20 protein-coding genes are annotated in these 17,602 nt (G+C 62.7%); 7 read left to right on the forward strand and 13 right to left on the reverse strand.

Annotation, left to right across the window (positions count from 1 at the left end; genetic code table 11):
- Positions 1 to 82: 82 nt before the first annotated feature.
- From HH213_RS07715 to HH213_RS07755, 9 genes are all read right to left on the reverse strand, one after another.
- The gene (locus tag HH213_RS07715; protein WP_169111866.1) at positions 83 to 1,168 is read right to left on the reverse strand and encodes an L-threonylcarbamoyladenylate synthase; all 1,086 of its coding nucleotides are present in this window, start codon (positions 1,166 to 1,168) and stop codon (positions 83 to 85) included.
- Entirely contained in the window at positions 1,165 to 2,370 is a 1,206-nt protein-coding gene (locus HH213_RS07720) for a 5-(carboxyamino)imidazole ribonucleotide synthase (RefSeq protein ID WP_169111867.1), read from the reverse strand. The genes HH213_RS07715 and HH213_RS07720 overlap by 4 nt, the downstream gene beginning before the upstream one ends.
- Entirely contained in the window at positions 2,371 to 2,868 is a 498-nt protein-coding gene (gene purE / locus HH213_RS07725) for a 5-(carboxyamino)imidazole ribonucleotide mutase (protein WP_169111868.1), read from the reverse strand.
- A gap of 2 nt (positions 2,869 to 2,870) precedes the next feature.
- On the reverse strand, positions 2,871 to 3,767 hold the full coding sequence (locus HH213_RS07730) for a phosphoribosylaminoimidazolesuccinocarboxamide synthase (RefSeq protein ID WP_110845346.1): 897 nt from the start codon (positions 3,765 to 3,767) through the stop codon (positions 2,871 to 2,873).
- 109 nt (positions 3,768 to 3,876) lie between these two features.
- Complete coding sequence (gene fba / locus HH213_RS07735; protein ID WP_110845347.1) at positions 3,877 to 4,941, reverse strand: class II fructose-bisphosphate aldolase; 1,065 nt, start codon at positions 4,939 to 4,941, stop codon at positions 3,877 to 3,879.
- 125 nt (positions 4,942 to 5,066) lie between these two features.
- Entirely contained in the window at positions 5,067 to 6,515 is a 1,449-nt protein-coding gene (gene pyk / locus HH213_RS07740; protein WP_110845348.1) for a pyruvate kinase, read from the reverse strand.
- Positions 6,516 to 6,686: 171 nt separating this feature from the next.
- Positions 6,687 to 7,901, reverse strand: a complete 1,215-nt coding sequence (locus tag HH213_RS07745; protein ID WP_169111869.1) for a phosphoglycerate kinase — start codon at positions 7,899 to 7,901, stop codon at positions 6,687 to 6,689.
- Between the two features lie 67 nt (positions 7,902 to 7,968).
- Positions 7,969 to 8,301 (reverse strand): AzlD domain-containing protein, encoded by a 333-nt coding sequence (locus HH213_RS07750; protein WP_169111870.1) that lies wholly within the window; start codon positions 8,299 to 8,301, stop codon positions 7,969 to 7,971.
- A complete protein-coding gene (locus HH213_RS07755) occupies positions 8,294 to 9,040 on the reverse strand; it encodes an AzlC family ABC transporter permease (RefSeq protein WP_110845351.1) in 747 nt (248 codons plus the stop codon). The genes HH213_RS07750 and HH213_RS07755 overlap by 8 nt, the downstream gene beginning before the upstream one ends.
- A gap of 135 nt (positions 9,041 to 9,175) precedes the next feature.
- On the opposite strand from HH213_RS07755, the gene HH213_RS07760 reads away from it, so the two are divergent.
- From HH213_RS07760 to HH213_RS07775, 4 genes are read left to right on the forward strand one after another with little or no spacing between them, the layout of a single operon-like run.
- Positions 9,176 to 9,376 carry a zinc-finger domain-containing protein gene (locus HH213_RS07760; RefSeq protein ID WP_110845352.1) on the forward strand — a complete coding sequence of 67 codons (201 nt, stop codon included), beginning with the start codon at positions 9,176 to 9,178 and terminating at the stop codon, positions 9,374 to 9,376.
- Between the two features lie 19 nt (positions 9,377 to 9,395).
- Positions 9,396 to 9,818 carry a YybH family protein gene (locus HH213_RS07765; protein ID WP_110845353.1) on the forward strand — a complete coding sequence of 141 codons (423 nt, stop codon included), beginning with the start codon at positions 9,396 to 9,398 and terminating at the stop codon, positions 9,816 to 9,818.
- A gap of 7 nt (positions 9,819 to 9,825) precedes the next feature.
- Positions 9,826 to 10,782 carry a YheT family hydrolase gene (locus tag HH213_RS07770; protein WP_169111871.1) on the forward strand — a complete coding sequence of 319 codons (957 nt, stop codon included), beginning with the start codon at positions 9,826 to 9,828 and terminating at the stop codon, positions 10,780 to 10,782.
- A complete protein-coding gene (locus HH213_RS07775) occupies positions 10,775 to 11,362 on the forward strand; it encodes a DUF2946 family protein (RefSeq protein WP_169111872.1) in 588 nt (195 codons plus the stop codon). Before HH213_RS07770 ends, HH213_RS07775 begins: the two co-directional genes overlap by 8 nt.
- On the opposite strand, the gene HH213_RS07780 is transcribed toward HH213_RS07775, so the two are convergent.
- Complete coding sequence (locus HH213_RS07780; protein ID WP_169111873.1) at positions 11,334 to 13,031, reverse strand: beta-barrel assembly-enhancing protease; 1,698 nt, start codon at positions 13,029 to 13,031, stop codon at positions 11,334 to 11,336. The genes HH213_RS07775 and HH213_RS07780 overlap by 29 nt on opposite strands.
- Before the next feature lie 103 nt (positions 13,032 to 13,134).
- Here HH213_RS07780 and moaC point away from each other — a divergent pair, with 103 nt between their 5' ends.
- A complete protein-coding gene (gene moaC, locus HH213_RS07785) occupies positions 13,135 to 13,620 on the forward strand; it encodes a cyclic pyranopterin monophosphate synthase MoaC (RefSeq protein WP_169111874.1) in 486 nt (161 codons plus the stop codon).
- Positions 13,621 to 13,633: 13 nt separating this feature from the next.
- On the opposite strand, the gene HH213_RS07790 is transcribed toward moaC, so the two are convergent.
- A complete protein-coding gene (locus tag HH213_RS07790; protein WP_169111875.1) occupies positions 13,634 to 14,389 on the reverse strand; it encodes an SDR family NAD(P)-dependent oxidoreductase in 756 nt (251 codons plus the stop codon).
- Between the two features lie 133 nt (positions 14,390 to 14,522).
- Between HH213_RS07790 and HH213_RS07795 the strand changes: the two genes are divergently transcribed.
- Positions 14,523 to 15,452: a LysR family transcriptional regulator gene (locus HH213_RS07795; protein WP_169111876.1), complete on the forward strand. Its 930-nt coding sequence runs from the start codon at positions 14,523 to 14,525 to the stop codon at positions 15,450 to 15,452.
- 128 nt (positions 15,453 to 15,580) lie between these two features.
- The gene (locus tag HH213_RS07800) at positions 15,581 to 16,294 is read left to right on the forward strand and encodes a flagellar brake protein (protein ID WP_110845360.1); all 714 of its coding nucleotides are present in this window, start codon (positions 15,581 to 15,583) and stop codon (positions 16,292 to 16,294) included.
- Between the two features lie 56 nt (positions 16,295 to 16,350).
- Here the strand turns inward: HH213_RS07800 and HH213_RS07805 are convergent, their stop codons facing one another.
- Positions 16,351 to 16,836, reverse strand: coding sequence for a pilin (locus tag HH213_RS07805; RefSeq protein WP_308494530.1), 486 nt, complete (start codon positions 16,834 to 16,836; stop codon positions 16,351 to 16,353).
- A 173-nt stretch (positions 16,837 to 17,009) separates the two neighbouring features.
- On the reverse strand, positions 17,010 to 17,588 hold the full coding sequence (locus HH213_RS07810; RefSeq protein WP_169111877.1) for an FHA domain-containing protein: 579 nt from the start codon (positions 17,586 to 17,588) through the stop codon (positions 17,010 to 17,012).
- Positions 17,589 to 17,602: the final 14 nt, after the last annotated feature.

Below are 17,602 nucleotides of genomic sequence, written 5' to 3' on the forward strand. Positions count from 1 at the left end.
CTTGCAAGATGGCCGGGCGAGTATTTCGGCCGGCAACGAATTCATCTTAGCAGGTGAAACTGCCGCACAAAACGGCAGTGGCTTATTTTTGCAACAGCGAGGCTATCACGCCAGCCGAGCCGAACACGGAGCGGCGCAGTCTATCGTTGACGCCCAGCCAGGCGCCATCCTGCGGCGGCGTTTCGACCAGGATCAGGCCGGCACCGGTCTGATCCATATCCCGCAGCGCAGCGTACAGGCCGTAAGCGTAGCCGGCAGGATCGGCAGGCAGCATGCAGTGGGCATGGGCCGAGGCGGTCAGCGCGGCCGGCAAGTCGTGGCCGATCAGCGCCACCTTGACGCCTTTGGCGTGCAACTGGGACAAGGTAGCGGCAAAGCCATCGGCCGCCAGCATGGTGACCGGCGTGCGCGGCGCGTAGTGCGATTCCAGCGTACCGGAGGCGCGCGGCGCGGCCTGATCCGGCGCGGCCGGCAGCATGCCGATCACCTCCGCAATCTGTTGCGCGCTGATGTGGCCGGGACGCAACAGCACCGGGCCGTGCGTCGCCAGGCGCGACATATCGACGATGGTGGATTCGATCCCCACCTCGCTCGAACCGCCTTCCAGCACGCGGCTCAGTTCGGCTGCGGAGCAGGCATCGTCACCGTTCAGTGCGCCGTCGTCGTGCGCGTCCATGCCGAACTCATCGCGCACATGCTGCGCGGTGGTCGGGCTGACGTTGCCGAACTTGTTGGCCGATGGCGCCGCCAGGCCGCCCTTGCCACCTTTAAACGCCTGCAACAGCGCGATGGCGACCGGGTGCGACGGACAACGCATGCCGACGCTGTCCTGGCCGGCCGAGACGGCGTCCGGGATGCGCGGATGGCGCTTGAGGATCAAGGTCAGCGGGCCAGGCCAGAAGGCTTGCACCAGCTGGCGCGCTGCGTCGGGCACGTCGGTGGTCCAGTAGTCGAGATCGGCGCCGGGAGCGAGGTGCACGATCACCGGATGATCATGCGGCCGGCCCTTGGCTTCGTAGATGCGCGCCACGGCGGCCGGATTTTCAGCGTCCGCACCGAGGCCGTAGACGGTCTCGGTAGGAAACGCCACCAGCCCGCCCTGCTCCAGAATGGCCGCCGCTTCGGCAATGGCGGCCTGGTCGGCGACAGTTGCGGATGGCTGCTTCAAGGTGCGATCCCGAGCACGGCGCAGGCGGCGTTGAGCTGCTGCTGCGCTTGCGCCAGCGTCGGCGCGATGAAGGTCAGGTGGCCCATCTTGCGGGCACGGCGCGGATCGTCCTTGCCGTACAGGTGCAGATTGGCGCCCGGCAGCGCCAGGATTTCATTCCAGGCCGGTTCGCGCGCGCTGTCGCCAACCTCGCTGTCGTCGGTGAACCAGACGTCACCCAGAATGTTCAGCATCACGGCCGCCGAATGCTGGCGCACATCGCCCAGCGGCAGTTGCGCCATGGCGCGCACTTGCTGCGCGAACTGGCTGGTGACGCAGGCGTCGATGGTGTAGTGGCCGCTGTTGTGCGGACGCGGCGCCATTTCGTTGACCACCAGCGAACCGTCGGTCAGCACGAAGAATTCGATGCACAGCACGCCCACGTAACCGAGCTCGGCCACGATGGCTTGCGCCGCCTTCTGCGCTTTCAAGGCGCTCTCTTCCGACACGTTCGGGCCTGGCACGGTGGTGGTGAACAGGATGCCGTCGCGGTGCACGTTCTCGGCGATCGGATAGACCACCGATTCGCCGTCGTGGCCGCGCGCGGTCAGCACCGACACCTCGTACGCCAGCGGCAGCATCTTCTCCAGCAGGCAAGTCACCTTGTCCATGGATTCAAACGCGGCCTGCACGTCGGCGCGCGATTTCACGCGCACCTGGCCTTTGCCGTCGTAGCCCATGCGCACGGTTTTCAGGATGCCCGGCAGCAGGTCATCGCTGATGGCGTCGATATCTTCTTGCGAAGCGATCACTTTGTGCGGCGCCGGCAGCACGCCCGACTTGTCGGCGCAGCTGACGAAGAAGCGCTTCTCGGCCACACGGTCCTGCGCGACCGACACGCCGTGCGCGTTGGGCGCCACGAACACCGATTGCGCCAGGCGCGACAGGCTGTCCGCCGGGACGTTTTCAAACTCGGTGGTGACGGCGGCGCATTGCGCAGCCAGCGCGTCGAGGCCGGCGTTATCGCTGTAGCCGGCGTTGACCAGCCGTTGGGCGACCTGGCCGGCCGGGCAATCTTCCGACGGCTCCAGCACGGCAACCTGATAACCCATGGCCTGCGCGGCCTGGGCAAACATGCGGCCCAGCTGGCCGCCGCCCATCACACCCAGCCAGGCTGGTGGATTGGCTTGCGGCAGGATGGGCTGTAACTTCGTATCACTCATTTATTCAACCGGCAGAGTCATGGCCTTGGCGACCTCGGTTTGCGAAACGCGGAACGCTTCCAGCTTGTCGGCCAGCGCGTCGTCGGTGGCGGCCAGCATAGCCACGGCGGTCAGCGCCGCATTGGCGGCGCCCGCTTCACCGATGGCGAAGGTGGAAACCGGCACGCCTTTCGGCATTTGCAGGATCGACAGCATGGAGTCTTCGCCGCGCAGATATTTCGACGGCACCGGCACGCCCAGCACCGGCACGATGGTCATGGCCGCAACCATGCCCGGCAAGTGCGCGGCACCGCCAGCGCCGGCGATGATGGCGCGCAGGCCGCGCGCACGGGCGCTCTTGGCGTACGCATACATTTCGTCCGGCATGCGGTGCGCGGAAATCACTTGCGCTTCAAACGGCACGTCGAACTGCTTGAGGATGGCTACGGCGTTCGACATCACGTCCCAGTCCGAAGACGAGCCCATGATGACGCCGACCACTGGTTTTTGATCCGCCATTTTTATACCTTCAGCTTTTCGCCGGTCAGGCGTTCGATGGCTTCGAAATACTTGGCCTGGGTTTTATCGATGACGTCGGCCGGCAGCGCTGGCGCCGGTGCGGTCTTGCCCCAGTCGGTCAGGGTCTCCAGATAGTCGCGCACGAACTGCTTGTCGAACGACGGCGGCGAGATGCCGACCGCGTACGAATCGGCCGGCCAGAAGCGCGACGAGTCGGCGGTCAGCACTTCGTCCATCAGGTGCATGACGCCATTGTCGTCGAGGCCGAATTCAAACTTGGTGTCGGCGATGATGATGCCGCGCGAGGCGGCGTATTCCGACGCTTCGGTGTACAACTTGATGGCGACATCGCGCATTTTGGCGGCCAGTTCGGCGCCGATGCGGGATTCCATGTCTTCAAAGCTGATGTTCTCGTCATGCTCGCCCAGGTCGGCCTTGGCGGCTGGCGTGAAGATCGGCTGTGGCAGCTTTTCAGCCTGTTGCAGGCCTTCTGGCAGCTTGATGCCGCAGATCGAACCGGTGGCCTGGTAGTCTTTCCAGCCCGAGCCGATGATGTAGCCGCGCACTACGGCCTCCACCATGATCGGCTTCAGCCGCTTGGCGACCACGGCGCGGCCCTTGACCTGCTCCACTTCGTCGGCGGCCACCACGGATTCCGGCGCCACGCCGGTCAGGTGGTTCGGCACGATGTGGCCCAGCTTCTCGAACCAGAAGTCGGTCATCTGGTTCAGTACCTTGCCCTTGCCGGGAATCGGTTCATTCATGACAACGTCGAAGGCCGACAGGCGGTCGGAGGTCACGATGAGGATTTTGTCATCGCCGACAGCGTAGTTGTCGCGGACTTTGCCATGACCGAGGAGTGGCAGGGACTTGATGGAAGACTGGTAGAGGCTGTTCATAGCAGGGGAATGTAATGAAAAAGCAAAAACCGGCGACAGAGGAATGCTCGATCGCCGGTCGAAAGAGTCGGATTGGTCCGTAAGAACCAACCCGTTCCAAAACAGAATTTTACTTCACAATCTGGGACAGCTCGCCGGCTTTGTAGCGTTCAGCCATTTTATCCAGTGGAATTGGCTTGATTTTCGACGCCTGGCCTTCGCAGCCGAAGGCCTGGAAACGTGCGCGGACAACTTGCTCCGCAGCAGCGCGGGCTGGCTTCAGGAAGTCGCGAGGGTCGAATTTCGACGGGTTCTGGAACATGTACTGACGTACGGCGGCGGTCATCGCCAGACGGATGTCGGTGTCGATGTTGATCTTGCGCACGCCGTGACGGATGCCTTCCTGGATCTCTTCGACCGGCACGCCGTAGGTTTCCTTCATGTCTCCGCCGAATTCGCGGATGATGGCCAGCAGTTCCTGCGGCACCGACGACGAGCCGTGCATCACCAGGTGGGTGTTGGGAATGCGGGCGTGGATTTCCTTGATGCGGTCGATGGCCAGGATGTCGCCGGTTGGCTTGCGGGTGAATTTGTAGGCGCCGTGCGAGGTGCCGATGGCGATCGCCAGCGCGTCGCACTGGGTGCGTTGCACGAAGTCGGCCGCTTGCGCCACGTCGGTCAGCAGCTGTTCGCGGGTCATGGTGCCGTCCGCGCCGTGGCCGTCTTCCTTGTCGCCCTTCATGGTTTCCAGCGAACCGAGCACGCCCAGTTCGGCTTCCACCGTCACGCCGATGGCGTGCGAGAACTTGACCACTTCTTTCGAGACGTCGACGTTGTACTCGTACGACGCCACCGACTTGCCGTCGGCTTCCAGCGAACCGTCCATCATCACCGAGCTGAAGCCCGAGCGGATGGCGGCCATGCAGACCGCCGGCGACTGGCCGTGGTCCTGGTGCATGACGACCGGGATGTGCGGATAGGCTTCGATGGCGGCGTCGATCAGGTGACGCAGGAAGGCTTCGCCGGCGTATTTGCGGGCGCCGGCCGACGCCTGCATGATCACCGGCGAATTGAGCGCATCGGCGGCAGCCATGATGGCCTGCACTTGCTCCAGATTGTTGACGTTGAACGCAGGGATGCCATAACCGTTTTCGGCGGCATGGTCCAGCAGTTGACGCATGGATACGAGGGACATGGTAACTCTCCAAAAACAATAAAAAAACCTGTTACCGTCCGTCGCCCCGCGCGGGCGGGGTCCCATACATCGGCTGCCAGTGAGGCGCAGCATGGGTTCCCGCTTGCGCGGGAACGACGGCGGTCTTAACTAAATTCGCCGACCTTGACGATCTTGAGCGCGTTGGTGCCGCCGACCTGGCCCATCGGGGAACCCGAGGTCACCACGATCAGGTCGCCCTTCTTGACGACGCCCTGCGCGACCAGCAACTCTTCCGCTTTTTTCAGCACGGCGGCGCTGCCGCCTTCCTGCAGCAAATTGTATGCCTTCACGTTACGGTACAGCGACACTTTACGCAGCGTGGTGATCGATGGCGTCAGCGCGAAGATCGGCGTGTCGATGTTGTGACGGCTCATCCACAGCGCGGTCGAGCCGGACTCGGTCAGCGCCACAATCGCCTTCACCGCCAGGTGGTGCGCGGTGAACAGCGCGCCGTAGGCGATCGACTGGTCGATGCGGGTGAAGGTCGCGTTGAGGAAATCGGCGTCCAGCTTGTTGTACTCGGACTGCTCGGCTTCCACGCAAATGGCGGCCATCATTTCCACGGTTTCGATCGGATAGCGGCCCGATGCGGTTTCGGCCGACGTCATGACGGCGTCGGTGCCGTCCAGCACGGCGTTGGCCACATCCGAGACTTCGGCGCGGGTCGGCACGGCGTTGAAGATCATCGACTCCATCATCTGGGTCGCGGTGATCGCCAGCTTGTTCGACTCGCGCGCCATGCGGATCATGCGCTTTTGCAGCGCCGGCACGGCGGCGTTGCCCACTTCCACCGCCAGGTCGCCACGGGCAACCATGATGCCGTCGGAGGCGTCGAGGATCTCCTGCAGCAGCGGGATCGCTTCGGCGCGTTCGATCTTGGCGATCATCATCGGCTTGTGGCCGTAGGCGTCACCGGCGATATTGGCCAGCTGGCGCGCCATTTCCATGTCGGTGGCGCTTTTCGGGAACGAGATCGCCAGGTAATCGGCCTGGAAACTCATGGCCGTCTTGATGTCTTCCATGTCCTTGGCGGTCAGCGCCGGCGCGGTCAAGCCGCCACCCAGGCGGTTGATGCCCTTGTTGTTGGACAGCTCGCCGCCGATTTTGCAGACGGTGTAAATCTCGCTGCCCACCACTTTTTCCACCACCAGCACGATCAGGCCGTCGTTCAGCAACAGCTGGTCTTCCGGACGCACGTCCTGCGGCAGTGCCTTGTAGTCCAGCCCCACGCGTTCCTGGTTGCCCAGTTCGCCGTTCTCGCCCCATTTGGCGTCCAGGATGAACTTGTCGCCCTTGGCCAGTTCGATCTTGCCTTGCTCAAACTTACCAACGCGGATTTTCGGCCCCTGCATGTCCGCCATGATCGCCACTTCGCGGCCGCACTCGGCAGCCGCCTCGCGCACCAGACGGGCGCGGTCGATGTGGTCCTGCGCCTTGCCGTGCGAGAAGTTCAAGCGCACGACATCGACACCGGCACGGATCATCTTGACCAGTACGTTGAAGTCGGTAGAAGCTGGGCCAATCGTGGCGACAATTTTGGTGCTACGAGACATAGTATTCCTTAGCAGTAGGTCATGCGAACAGTTCCCGCGCGGCGCGGAAACCAGGGTTTATTGCGGTTAAGACATCAAATCTGTAGGTTTTGCTACAGATTTGACGCCCTTCCCAGGCATTACCTGGATTCTACTGTTAATTTGCTACAAAGCACGACCGTGCTATTCCTCTTACTTGGCGGCGCGCTGGGTCAGGATCTCCACCGCTGGCAGGGTCTTACCTTCCAGGAATTCCAGGAAAGCGCCGCCACCGGTGGAGATGTAACCGATCTGCTCGCCGATGTTGTACTTGGCAATCGCCGCCAGCGTGTCGCCGCCGCCGGCGATCGAGAACGCCTTCGATTGCGCGATGGCCAGCGCCAGCGTCTTGGTGCCTTCGCCGAACTGGTCGAACTCGAACACGCCGACCGGCCCGTTCCACACCACGGTGCCGGCGGCAGCGATCTGCGCGGCCAGCTGGGCGGCGGTCTTTGGACCGATATCCAGAATCATGTCGTCGTCAGCCACCTCGGCCACGTCTTTGACGGTGGCGACAGCGGTTGGCGAGAATTCCTTGGCGCACACCACGTCGACCGGAATCGGCACTTGCGCGCCGCGCTTGGCCATGATGTCGATGATGGCCTTGGCTTCATCGACCAGGTCGTTTTCCACCAGCGACTTGCCGATGTTCAGGCCGACGGCCTTCATGAAGGTATTGGCGATGCCGCCACCGACGATCAGGTTATCGACCTTGTCGGCCAGCGCCTTCAGGATCGACAGTTTGGAGGAAACTTTCGAGCCAGCGACAATCGCCAGCAATGGACGGGCCGGGGCGCCCAGCGCCTTGCCCAGTGCGTCCAGCTCGGCGGCCAGCAGCGGGCCGGCGGCGGCGATCGGCGCAAACTTGGCGATGCCGTGCGTCGACGCTTCGGCACGGTGCGCGGTGCCGAAGGCGTCGTTGACGTAGATGTCGCACAATGCGGCCATTTTCTTCGCCAGTTCGTCGCTGTTCTTCTTTTCACCCTTGTTGACGCGGACGTTTTCCAGCAGTACGACCTGGCCGGCTTGCAGGCCTTCCAGGTCGGCGCCGTCCACCCAGTTCTGCTTCAGTTCGACCTGCTGGCCAAGCAGCTCGGACAGGCGCTTGGCGACCGGCGCCAGGCTGTCTTCCGGCTTGAACTCGCCTTCGATCGGACGACCCAGGTGGGACGTGACCATGACCTTGGCGCCGGCGGCAACTGCTGCCTTAATGGCGGGAACGGAAGCGCGGATGCGCGTATCTTCGGTGATATTGCCCGCATCGTCCTGTGGCACGTTCAAGTCGGCGCGAATGAAAACGCGTTTGCCTTGCAGCGCATTTTGATCGATGAGGTCTTGCAGACGGATGAAGTTAAGAACAGCGGACATGGCTACCCAAAGTCGAGTTGGAGGAAGAGCGCTATTCTACCGCAAGCCGGAGTTGATTTTTCTGTTATTAAATTACAGAAATCAGCCTTAATGCTGTGAAGAAAGCCATGCCGAATATGATGGTCTCCAGCATATTGCGTCGCAGCAAATAATAGACGGTGGCGACGATGCCGGCCACCAGTTTCAGATTGCTGGCGTCCAGCACCGGCTGGCCATCGGCGGCGAGGATCAGGTCCGGCGCCACAATCGCCGCCAGCGCGCAGGCCGGCGCGTAGCGCAACATTTCCTGCACCCGCTTGGGGATGGTGACACGGTGGCCGACCAGCCAGAACCCGCTGCGGGTGGCGGCCGTGGCCAGCGCCAGCACGAAGATCACCACCCAGATTTCCCAGTCAGCCATGCTTGCTCCTCAATTTCTCGGCGGTCTCGCCGACCAGCATCGCACTCAGCATGCCGGCCAGTACCGCCGCCAGCAAGCCGAGCTTGTACGGCAGGCCGTGCGCCAGCACCGACACGGCGCCCGCCACCAGCACGCCGCACAACGCCGGCCGCCCCGCCGTCAGCGGCACCATGACGCAAATAATCGCCAACGTGCCGGCAAAACTCAGATTCCACTCCGGCGGCACCACGCTGCCGAGCAACACGCCGGCAATTGAGCCGATCTGCCACGACGCCCAGTTGGGATACAGCAGCCCCTTCAGATACGACAGCTTGCCGATCTCGGGCGCCGGCGACGGGTATTTTTGCAGGAACAGTGCCACGGAGATGTCGCCGGACACATAACCCAGCGTCAGGCGCTGGCGCCACGGCAGGTGGGCAAAATGCGGCGCCAGCAGCGCCGAAAAGATCACAAAACGCAGATTGACCACCAGCGCGGTCACGAAGATGACCCAGATCGGCGCATCGGCCGCGATCAGCGGCAAGGCCGCCAGTTGGGCCGAGCCGGCAAACACCACCAGCGTCATGCCCAGCGCCTGCGGGATCGTCAAACCCGACTTGACCATGGCGATGCCCACCACCAGGCCCCAGGCGCCGATACCGAACAGCGACGGCAGGCCGGTCTTGACGCCGGCGCGCCAGGACGGTTCGTGGTGGGTGGCGACGCAGGGTGCGGCGGCCGCAGGGCTGGATTCAATCATGGGACAGTTGTGGCATTCCCGCCACAGGGTGGGCCGGACCGGGGTTGTAGAGGCGCTATTTTACCGACGATTTTTGTCAACTGCGCGAATCCGTTAAAATCGTGGTTTTCTCTTAGCCATCCGGAGCCACAAGAAATGACCAACCCTAAAGCCGCCGCCGCCGCAGTTGAACTCGATGGCAAAGATCTGCCGGCCCACTGCCCTAACCCGGCCATGCCGCTGTGGTCGTCGCACCCGCGCGTGTTCCTGGAGTTCGACGCCCACGGCGTCGCCAAATGCCCGTACTGCGGCACCGCCTACAGCCTGAAGCCGGGCACCGTGGTCGGCCACCACTAACCTCCTCCCCTCGCCCACCATGCCAGCCAAGAAAACGCACAACGGCAGCGCCGCTGAAACCGAAACGGCCTTCTACGACGCCCTCAACCGGGCGGACCTCGAAGCGCTGATGGCCTTGTGGGCGGATGACGACGAAATCGTCTGCGTGCATCCGGGCGGCGTGCGCCTGATCGGCCATGCGGCCATTCGCGCCTCCTGGGCCGCCATCCTCGAGCATGGCGGCCTGCACATCATGCCATCGCAGCTGCACGAAACCCATACGCTGATGAGTTCGGTTCACGTGGTAATCGAAGGCGCCACCGCCGCCAGCGGCGAGCCGGCGCACCTGGTCGCCACCAATGTGTACGCGAAAACGCCGAAAGGCTGGCGCATCGTCCTGCATCATGTATCGATCGCACCGGGCCCGGCGCCGCAGGACACGCACAGCCAGATCCTGCATTAAAGCCGTCGTGAAGTACACCGCACCGTTCTGGCTGCCTAGCGGCCACCTGCAGACCATTTATCCTGCGATTGCCATCAGCAAGCCGGCGGTGCAATTCCGGCGCGAACGCTGGGACACGCCGGACGGCGACTTCATCGACATCGATTTCGTCGACGGTCCGCCCGACCAGCCTTTGGTGGTGCTGTTCCACGGACTGGAAGGCTCGTCCGACAGCCACTACGCGCGCGCGCTGATGGCCGAGGCGCAAGCGCGCGGCTGGTCCGGCGCGGTGCCGCATTTTCGCGGCTGTTCCGGCGAAGCCAACCGCGCACCACGCTTCTACCACTCCGGTGACGCCGCCGAAATCGACTGGATCGTGCGCCGCCTGCACGCGCGGCGCCAGGCGGACGGCGCCAGCGGCAAGTTCTACGCCACCGGTGTCTCGCTGGGCGGCAACGCGCTGCTGCGCTGGCTAGGCGAGTCGCAACACCAGGCCGAGTTTGTCGATGCGGCCTGCGCCGTGTCTGCGCCGCTGGACCTGGCGCAGGGTGGCGTCTCGCTGTCGCGCGGATTCAACATGATCTACACGCGCATGTTTTTGCAAACGCTGAAGCCGAAATGCGTAGCCAAACTACAGCAGTTCCCCGGCCTGTTCGACCTAGACGCCCTGCATGCTGCGCGCGACCTGTATGCCTTCGACAATGTGGTCACCGCACCGCTGCACGGCTACAGCAACACCGACGACTACTGGAACCGCGCCAGCGCCAAGCACGTGCTGGACGACATCACCGTGCGGACTCTGGTGCTGAACGCCAAGAACGATCCCTTCCTGCCGGGCCGCCATCTGCCGCAGCGTGCGTCATCGCGCGTGGTATTAGATTATCCTGAGCAGGGCGGCCATGTCGGCTTTGCCGTCGGCGGCCCGCCTGGACGCATCAACTGGCTGCCGAGCAAACTGATTCACTTTCTCGAACAACATGGATGACATCGTCAAACAGGCGCTGGCCAAATGGCCCAACGTCCCCCTCTGCTACGGCTGGCTGGCGCTCGATGCGCGCGGCAACTGGCGCATGCGCGACGAACGCGCGCAGCACCTGAATCTGCCGGGCGACAAGCTGACCAATGCGGCGCTGGTCGGCTTCATCACGCGCAACTACGCGGCCGATGAGCGCGGCTGCTGGTATTTCCAGAACGGACCGCAGCGTGTGTATGTGGCGCTGGAGGCGACGCCGTACATCGTCCGCACCGATCCATCTGATGGCTGGCAGCTGCACACCGGCGCACCGCTGGGCACGCCCGAAGCGGCGTTCATGACCGAGGGCGGCGCACTGGTGCTGCGTCATAGCGATATCGTTGCGCAACTGGATGACCGCGATTTCGCCGGCGTGCTGCCACAGCTGCGCATGGATGGCGCGCCGGTGGCGGACGAGGTCTTGCTTGCATGGCTGGAAGGCCGCGCCGAAGGTGCGCTGAGCCTGAATGGTGTGGCGGTGCAGCGCATCGCCGCCGATCAGCTGGCGACGCGCTTCGGCTACATCAGCGTACCGACCCCGGCGACTGCATAGGATCTGTAGCCTTGCGCAGCCGGTCGAACGGACTGGTATAGGAATTGTTGAATGGATCGTCCTTGTTGTCCTTTGCATCCTTGTCCGACTTCAGCTCCATCTTGAACGCCGAGCCTGACAGGGCCATTTCCTTCTTGCCCCGGTCGGCCAGGTCTTCGCGGCGACGGGCCTGCCACTCGCGTTCGCGCGCATCGATCAGCGACTGGTCGTAGAACGACGCATCCGGCGCCTTGCGCGCATAACCCAGCTGATCCAGCGCCGCCATCACGCCGCCTTGCAGGTTGTACGACTCGGCCAGCGCAATGTGCTGCAACGCCAGCTTGCCCTGCTTGGAATACACCTGCGCCAGCAGATCGTAGGCTTCGATATCTTCGCGGTACAACTGCACCTGGTCGCGCAGGTAAGCGCCGGCCTCATCCAGCTTGCCGGCCGCGAGCAGCGCCTCGCCGTACTGATGGGCGATGCCGCGCGACAGCGGGAACTTCTGATGCGCCGCTTCCGCCTCGGTGGCGGCCTTGGCCAGCACCTCTTTGTTCTCGGTCTGCGCCAGCTTGATCTCAATCGAGGTCGCGGCAAAAATCGACTCGGCCTTGCTGCGCGGCGAAGCGCCGAACACACCGGTCGGCGGCGGCTTGTTGACTGTCTCGCGCGCCTGGTCCAGCCACTTCTGCGCGGCGTCGGTGTCGCCCTGTTTCATGGTCAGGAACGCCATGCCGTACTGGCCGGCAGCCTTCTGCTGCCAGCTGTCCTGCAAAATCTGGCCCTGGAAGAACTGCTTGGTTTCGCTGTAGCCGTTGGCGCTCTGGTCTTGCAGCACGCGCGCGCGCGAACGCACCAGGAAAAAGTCCAGACTGTCCTGGCGCTGCTTGTAAGGTTGCGCGCGGATACGCGCCTGGATGTCGGCGATACGCTCGCTGGTCAACGGGTGAGTCAACAGCCAGGCCGGCACCAGATCGCTGTAATTCCGGGTAGAAGCCTGCATCTGCTGGAAGAACGCCACCATGCCCGACGGGTCGAAACCAGCCTCGCCCATAATCTGGAAACCGATGCGGTCGGCTTCGCGTTCGGCATCGCGACCGAAGTTCAGCTGCCGCTGGATCGCCAGGCCCTGGCCGCCGAGGAATACGCCCATGGCCGCATCGCCGCCGCCTTGGCGCGCCGTGAGCGCGGCCAGGATCATCGCCGCCAGCGGAATCAGCGCATCCTGCTTCTGCTGGCCGATCGAGCGGGCGATGTGCCGCTGCACCACGTGGCCGACCTCGTGGCCCAGCACCGATGCCAGCTCGGACTCGTTCTGCGCCTGCAACAGCAGCGCCGAGTGCACGGCGATGAAACCGCCGGGCAGCGCGAACGCATTCAGCTGCGGATCGCGCACCACGAAGAAGAAATAATCGAACTTGGCCTCGCCGCGCGCGCCGGGACGAGCGTCCACCAGCACGTTGCCGAAGTTGTTCATGTATTCGAGGATGGGGCCGTCGTCGAGGTAATCGCGGTCGCGGCGGATGTCGCGCATGATCTCCTCGCCCAGCTTACGCTCCATCAGCGGCGACAAATCCTGGCTTTCCGTGCCGCCGAGCGCGGGCAGGTTGGGGATCTTGGCCGGCGCGATACCGGTCTGCGCCATGGCCATCGGCATGGCGATCAGCAGCGCGGCGGCAACGGCGCGCATGCGTCCAGAGTAAGAGGAGCGTTTAGCATTCACGGTGATATGATACCCGCAACTCGGGTATGAAAACTGAGTGCCACATTATGAATCATTTTAAGCTGCAACCATGACCACCGATCACCTGACCCATTTCGACGCCACCGGACAAGCCCACATGGTGGACGTGGGCGCCAAGGCCGAGACCCACCGCATCGCGCTGGCCAGCGGCTCCATCCGCATGAAACCGGAGACGCTGGCCATCATCATGAGCGGCACCGCGAAGAAAGGCGACGTGCTGGGCATCGCCCGCATCGCCGCCATCATGGCCTCCAAACGCACCAGCGACCTGATCCCGCTGTGCCACCCGCTGGCCCTGACCCGCGTGGCGGTGGACTTTGAAACCGACGTCGACAAGTCTTCGGTACACTGCAAGGCGCAAGTGGAGACCTACGGCAAGACCGGGGTGGAGATGGAAGCACTCACTGCGGTGCAAGTCGGCTTGCTGACTGTGTATGACATGTGCAAAGCCGTGGATCGCGGCATGGTCATGAGCGATATCCGCGTGATGGAAAAGCACGGCGGCAAGTCGGGCGACTGGAGCGCCACCAGCTAACCGCCGCCGGACATCAGATCTGGGCGAGGCCGCCGTCCACGAACAATTCAATGCCGTTGACAAAGCTGGCGTCGTCCGAGGCCAGGAATACGGCTGCCTTGGCGATTTCATCCGGATCGCCGACGCGGCCCATCGGGATCTGCGACGCCAAATGATCGAGGAAGCCTTGCTGCTGGGCAGGATCGTTACCCACCAGCTCGACCAGGCCCGGCGTCTTGATCGGACCCGGGCTCAGGGTGTTGATGCGGATGCCGCGGCCCTTGACGTCCAGTATCCAGTTGCGGGCAAACGCCCGGACCGCCGCCTTGGATGCGGCGTACACGCTGAACGCCGGCGTGCCGCTGCTTGCTGCGGTCGAGCCGGTCAAGATGACCGAGGCGCCTTCTCCCAACAAAGGCAACGCAGCCTGTACCGTGAACAGCGTGCCTTTCACGTTGCGCCCGAAGGTATCGTCGAAATGTTCTTCCGTGATCTCGCCCAGCGGCGCCAGCGAGCCGCCGCCGGCGTTGGCGACCAGCACATTCAGCTTGCCATGCTCGGCGCGGATGCGCTCGAACAGCGCCTGCAACTGCGATGAGTCGGCCGAATCCACGCGCACGCTCTGCGCCGTGCCGCCGATGGCGCTGACCGCCAGATCGAGTTCCGCCTGCCGGCGGCCAGTGATGTAGACCGTGGCGCCTTCGTTGACGAAGCGCTTGGCGATGGCCAGGCCGATGCCGGTGCTGCCGCCTGTGATGACAGCGACTTTGTTCGCGAGTTTGAGTGCCATGTTGTGATTCCTTTAAAGTAAAAGTGAAAAAGCGTGAATCAAGTATGCGCACCTGTCGCTGCGCTGATAAGACAAGCGCGGCTCATAACATTTATGCTTTAATCGCATGGATGTACAAGGAGCCCACAGAAAAATGAATAAATTGTTATGGATGCAGTGCCTGGTCAGGGCAATCGAAACCGGCAGCTTTACCGCTGTCGCGCGGGAGTTGGGGATAGGCCAGCCCAACGTCAGCCGCCACATCGCGTCGCTGGAGCGGATGCTGGGAACCCGTCTACTCAACCGCTCTACGCGTCAACTGGTGGCCACACCCGACGGCCAGCGTTATTACGCGCTGGCGCGGCAGGCGCTGGATGTGATCCATCAGGCGGAATCCGATGCGCGTGGGCAGCAGAATCCGCATGGCTTGCTACGGGTCGCATGCCCTCCCGCGCTCGCCACCGAGAAAATCATCGATGCGCTGCCGGCCTTCATGGCGCGCTACCCGGATGTGGATGTGGAACTGAATATCAGCGACGGTTACATCGATCTGGTCGCGGAAGGCGTGGACCTGGCAATCCGTGGCGGCGTATTGAAAGACAGCGCACTCAGGGCGCGCCGCGTTGGCACGTCGGAGCGCCTGTGCGTTGCCAGTGACGATTATCTTGACCGGCACGGCACGCCGCAACGGCCGGAGGAACTGCTGCGGCACGACTGCATCATCTATACCCTGCTGGCCGGCCAAGCCCGTGGCTGGCCGTTGAAAGACGGCGAGGTGCAGGTATCGGGACGGCTGCGGCTCAATAGTCTGGAGGCCATCCGCCGCGCCGTGTTGGCCGGCATGGGCATCGGCTATCTGCCGGCGTGGATGGTAGCCGAATACCTGCGCAGTGGCCGCTTGCGGGCGGTGCTAAGCGATTACACGGCGACTCCCTCGCCGCTCAACGCCGTTTATTCGGCAGAGCGGCTGCTGCCGCAGCGCGCTACGGTATTCATCGACTTCATCACTGAGCTGTTTGCGCATACGCCTGGGCTGAATGGCCATTCGCTCTTGAACCCAACAGATGCTGTTGCCACCACATGACCGATCGGCAATGTGTTGTATTGCTTGATTGTCACATTTCGTTGGCGCGCATATAATTAATGTCGCAGGAACAATTTTCTGACGGTATTGTCCACCGTCGTCGTTTGCGCCACATAGAAAGAGTTTGCATGAGCAGCAACCCTCCGCCGAGCGAAGCCAAGACTCAGGAATACGAGTTCGAGCAGATGAACCTGCAAGTGGGCGGCAGGATACAGTTCATCACCCATCGCACCATCAAACCCATCCAGCACTTCTCGACGCTGATCGGCTGGGTCAAGGATGAGTACATGATCGTCAAGGTGCCGTTTGAGAACAACGCACCGATCGCGCTCAATGAGGGCGACAAGCTGACGATCCGCGTGTTTTCCGGCGTCAACGTATGCTCGTTCTCCAGCGTGGTGCAGCGGGTGTTTCCGCGGCCGCTGTTTTATGCGCACCTGAGTTTTCCGGTGTCGATTCAGGGCACCAGCCTGCGGGCGGCGATGCGGGTCAAGGTGGATATCCCGGCGCAGATCACCAACGCGTCGGGCAGCCACACGTCGGTATTCCTGGTCAATTTGAGCGTGTCCGGGGCGCTGATCGAGTCGCCCAAGCAGTTGTCGGACAGCGATGGGCAGGTCGCGCTGTCGTTTTATCTGATTGCGCAGCCCGGCAACCGCCAGGTGCGCGTGAATCCAAATGCGACCATCCGCAATATCAATGTGGTCAAGCCGGCGACCGGCGACAAGCCGGAGGTGTTCACTTACGGCGTGCAGTTCGTCGACCTCGACCCGGTCCATTACACGATGCTGCAAAATCTCACCTACGAAGCGCTGATCGCCGACCGCCAGAAGATCGTCTAAGCGGACGAAAAAAAACCGGCAAGCTGCCGGTTTTTTTTCGTGATCCGTCCAGCTAGTTAGCTTGCGGCAGAGGCAGCGGAGGCGGGCGGATTGTTTTTGGTCAGTGCATTCGATACTGCCGTGTTGGTGGAGTCAGTCGATACCGTCCAGGTAATGTTAGCGGTGCCAAGGCCACTAGGAGCCAGTTGGATGTAACTACCTTTCAATGCCTTGCCAGTATCGGTATCGAGGTTTGCCTTGATGACGCCATCAGTTACAGTAGCGCTCGATACTTCCTTGGTTGCGGTGAAGGCTGGGATACCGGCAGCGCCGGTGTCGCAGCTGTCCGCCACGCCACTATTTTCCTGGATGCACAGCGAAACAGCAGTTTTCAGGCCGTCCAGCGCAGCCACAACGCTCTGTGCCTTGGCTTTGGCCGTGTAGTCGCTGTACTGTGGAATCGCCACGGCGGCCAGGATGCCGATAATGGCGACCACGATCATCAGTTCGATCAGGGTGAAGCCGGCTTGTGCTTGTTTCTTCATCATTTTCATGGATTTCATTTTGCGACTCCTAGGGGGTGTGATTACATTGTTGGGTGACACATCCCTACTAGTGCAATTGGTGTGCCAGCCTGTTTTTGCCTAAAATTTCAGCAAAACCCACCCCAAACTGCCATTTTTTGTCAGCCCGATGCGCCGCAATTTGTCAGCCTGTCCACGACTGACAAATTTTGTCAGGCCACGCGAAAGGTCATTTGCGTGCCGCTGAGGTCGATCACGTCGCCGTCGCTGAGGCGCTCAGCAACCTGCCGGTCCAAGGTCGTACCGTTGAGCAGCGGCGCCAGCTCGCCTTCGGTATGGGTGATCGTATAGAACTGCAGATGGCGGTGGATCACCACCACCTGCACACCGGCCCGGCCCAGCGTGGTCTGCGGCTTGGTCAACGCGACGTGCTTGCCGGCATTCGCACCGTTCAGCACCGACAACTCGGCCAGCACCGGCTGCGCCGCCGCCAGCGGGCGCACGCCATCCGCCACGAACGCCAGCTCAAATTTGGCCATCTTGATGGCGTCCTGATGTTGCAGGAAATGCTTGCCGATACGGTGGCCGTTAACGAAGGTGCCATTGGTGCTGTGCAGGTCCTCCAGGAAGGAGTCGTCGAGGATGGTGACGATGACCGCATGTTCGGCGCTGATGGCCGGATGGCTCAGCACGATGTCGTTGCGCGGATGGCGGCCCAAGGTCATGCGCTCCTTGCTCAGCTGCACCTGCTGCTCTGGTTGTCCGTCACGCGAAATGAGGAGCTTGGCCAATCGGATCTCCGGCA

It is taken from the genome of Duganella dendranthematis (assembly GCF_012849375.1).
In the GTDB taxonomy this organism is placed as follows: Bacteria; Pseudomonadota; Gammaproteobacteria; order Burkholderiales; family Burkholderiaceae_D; genus Rugamonas; species Rugamonas dendranthematis.

What these genes read in the sequence shown, in the direction of transcription:
- HH213_RS07720 (WP_169111867.1), bottom strand. Translation starts at nt 2,370, where the DNA reads ATGAGTGATACGAAGTTACAGCCCATCCTGCCGCAAGCCAATCCACCA.
- purE (WP_169111868.1), bottom strand. Translation starts at nt 2,868, where the DNA reads ATGGCGGATCAAAAACCAGTGGTCGGCGTCATCATGGGCTCGTCTTCG.
- HH213_RS07730 (WP_110845346.1), bottom strand. Translation starts at nt 3,767, where the DNA reads ATGAACAGCCTCTACCAGTCTTCCATCAAGTCCCTGCCACTCCTCGGT.
- fba (WP_110845347.1), bottom strand. Translation starts at nt 4,941, where the DNA reads ATGTCCCTCGTATCCATGCGTCAACTGCTGGACCATGCCGCCGAAAAC.
- pyk (WP_110845348.1), bottom strand. Translation starts at nt 6,515, where the DNA reads ATGTCTCGTAGCACCAAAATTGTCGCCACGATTGGCCCAGCTTCTACC.
- HH213_RS07745 (WP_169111869.1), bottom strand. Translation starts at nt 7,901, where the DNA reads ATGTCCGCTGTTCTTAACTTCATCCGTCTGCAAGACCTCATCGATCAA.
- HH213_RS07750 (WP_169111870.1), bottom strand. Translation starts at nt 8,301, where the DNA reads ATGGCTGACTGGGAAATCTGGGTGGTGATCTTCGTGCTGGCGCTGGCC.
- HH213_RS07755 (WP_110845351.1), bottom strand. Translation starts at nt 9,040, where the DNA reads ATGATTGAATCCAGCCCTGCGGCCGCCGCACCCTGCGTCGCCACCCAC.
- HH213_RS07760 (WP_110845352.1), top strand. Translation starts at nt 9,176, where the DNA reads ATGACCAACCCTAAAGCCGCCGCCGCCGCAGTTGAACTCGATGGCAAA.
- HH213_RS07765 (WP_110845353.1), top strand. Translation starts at nt 9,396, where the DNA reads ATGCCAGCCAAGAAAACGCACAACGGCAGCGCCGCTGAAACCGAAACG.
- HH213_RS07775 (WP_169111872.1), top strand. Translation starts at nt 10,775, where the DNA reads ATGGATGACATCGTCAAACAGGCGCTGGCCAAATGGCCCAACGTCCCC.
- HH213_RS07780 (WP_169111873.1), bottom strand. Translation starts at nt 13,031, where the DNA reads ATGCGCGCCGTTGCCGCCGCGCTGCTGATCGCCATGCCGATGGCCATG.
- moaC (WP_169111874.1), top strand. Translation starts at nt 13,135, where the DNA reads ATGACCACCGATCACCTGACCCATTTCGACGCCACCGGACAAGCCCAC.
- HH213_RS07790 (WP_169111875.1), bottom strand. Translation starts at nt 14,389, where the DNA reads ATGGCACTCAAACTCGCGAACAAAGTCGCTGTCATCACAGGCGGCAGC.
- HH213_RS07795 (WP_169111876.1), top strand. Translation starts at nt 14,523, where the DNA reads ATGAATAAATTGTTATGGATGCAGTGCCTGGTCAGGGCAATCGAAACC.
- HH213_RS07800 (WP_110845360.1), top strand. Translation starts at nt 15,581, where the DNA reads ATGAGCAGCAACCCTCCGCCGAGCGAAGCCAAGACTCAGGAATACGAG.
- HH213_RS07805 (WP_308494530.1), bottom strand. Translation starts at nt 16,836, where the DNA reads ATGAAATCCATGAAAATGATGAAGAAACAAGCACAAGCCGGCTTCACC.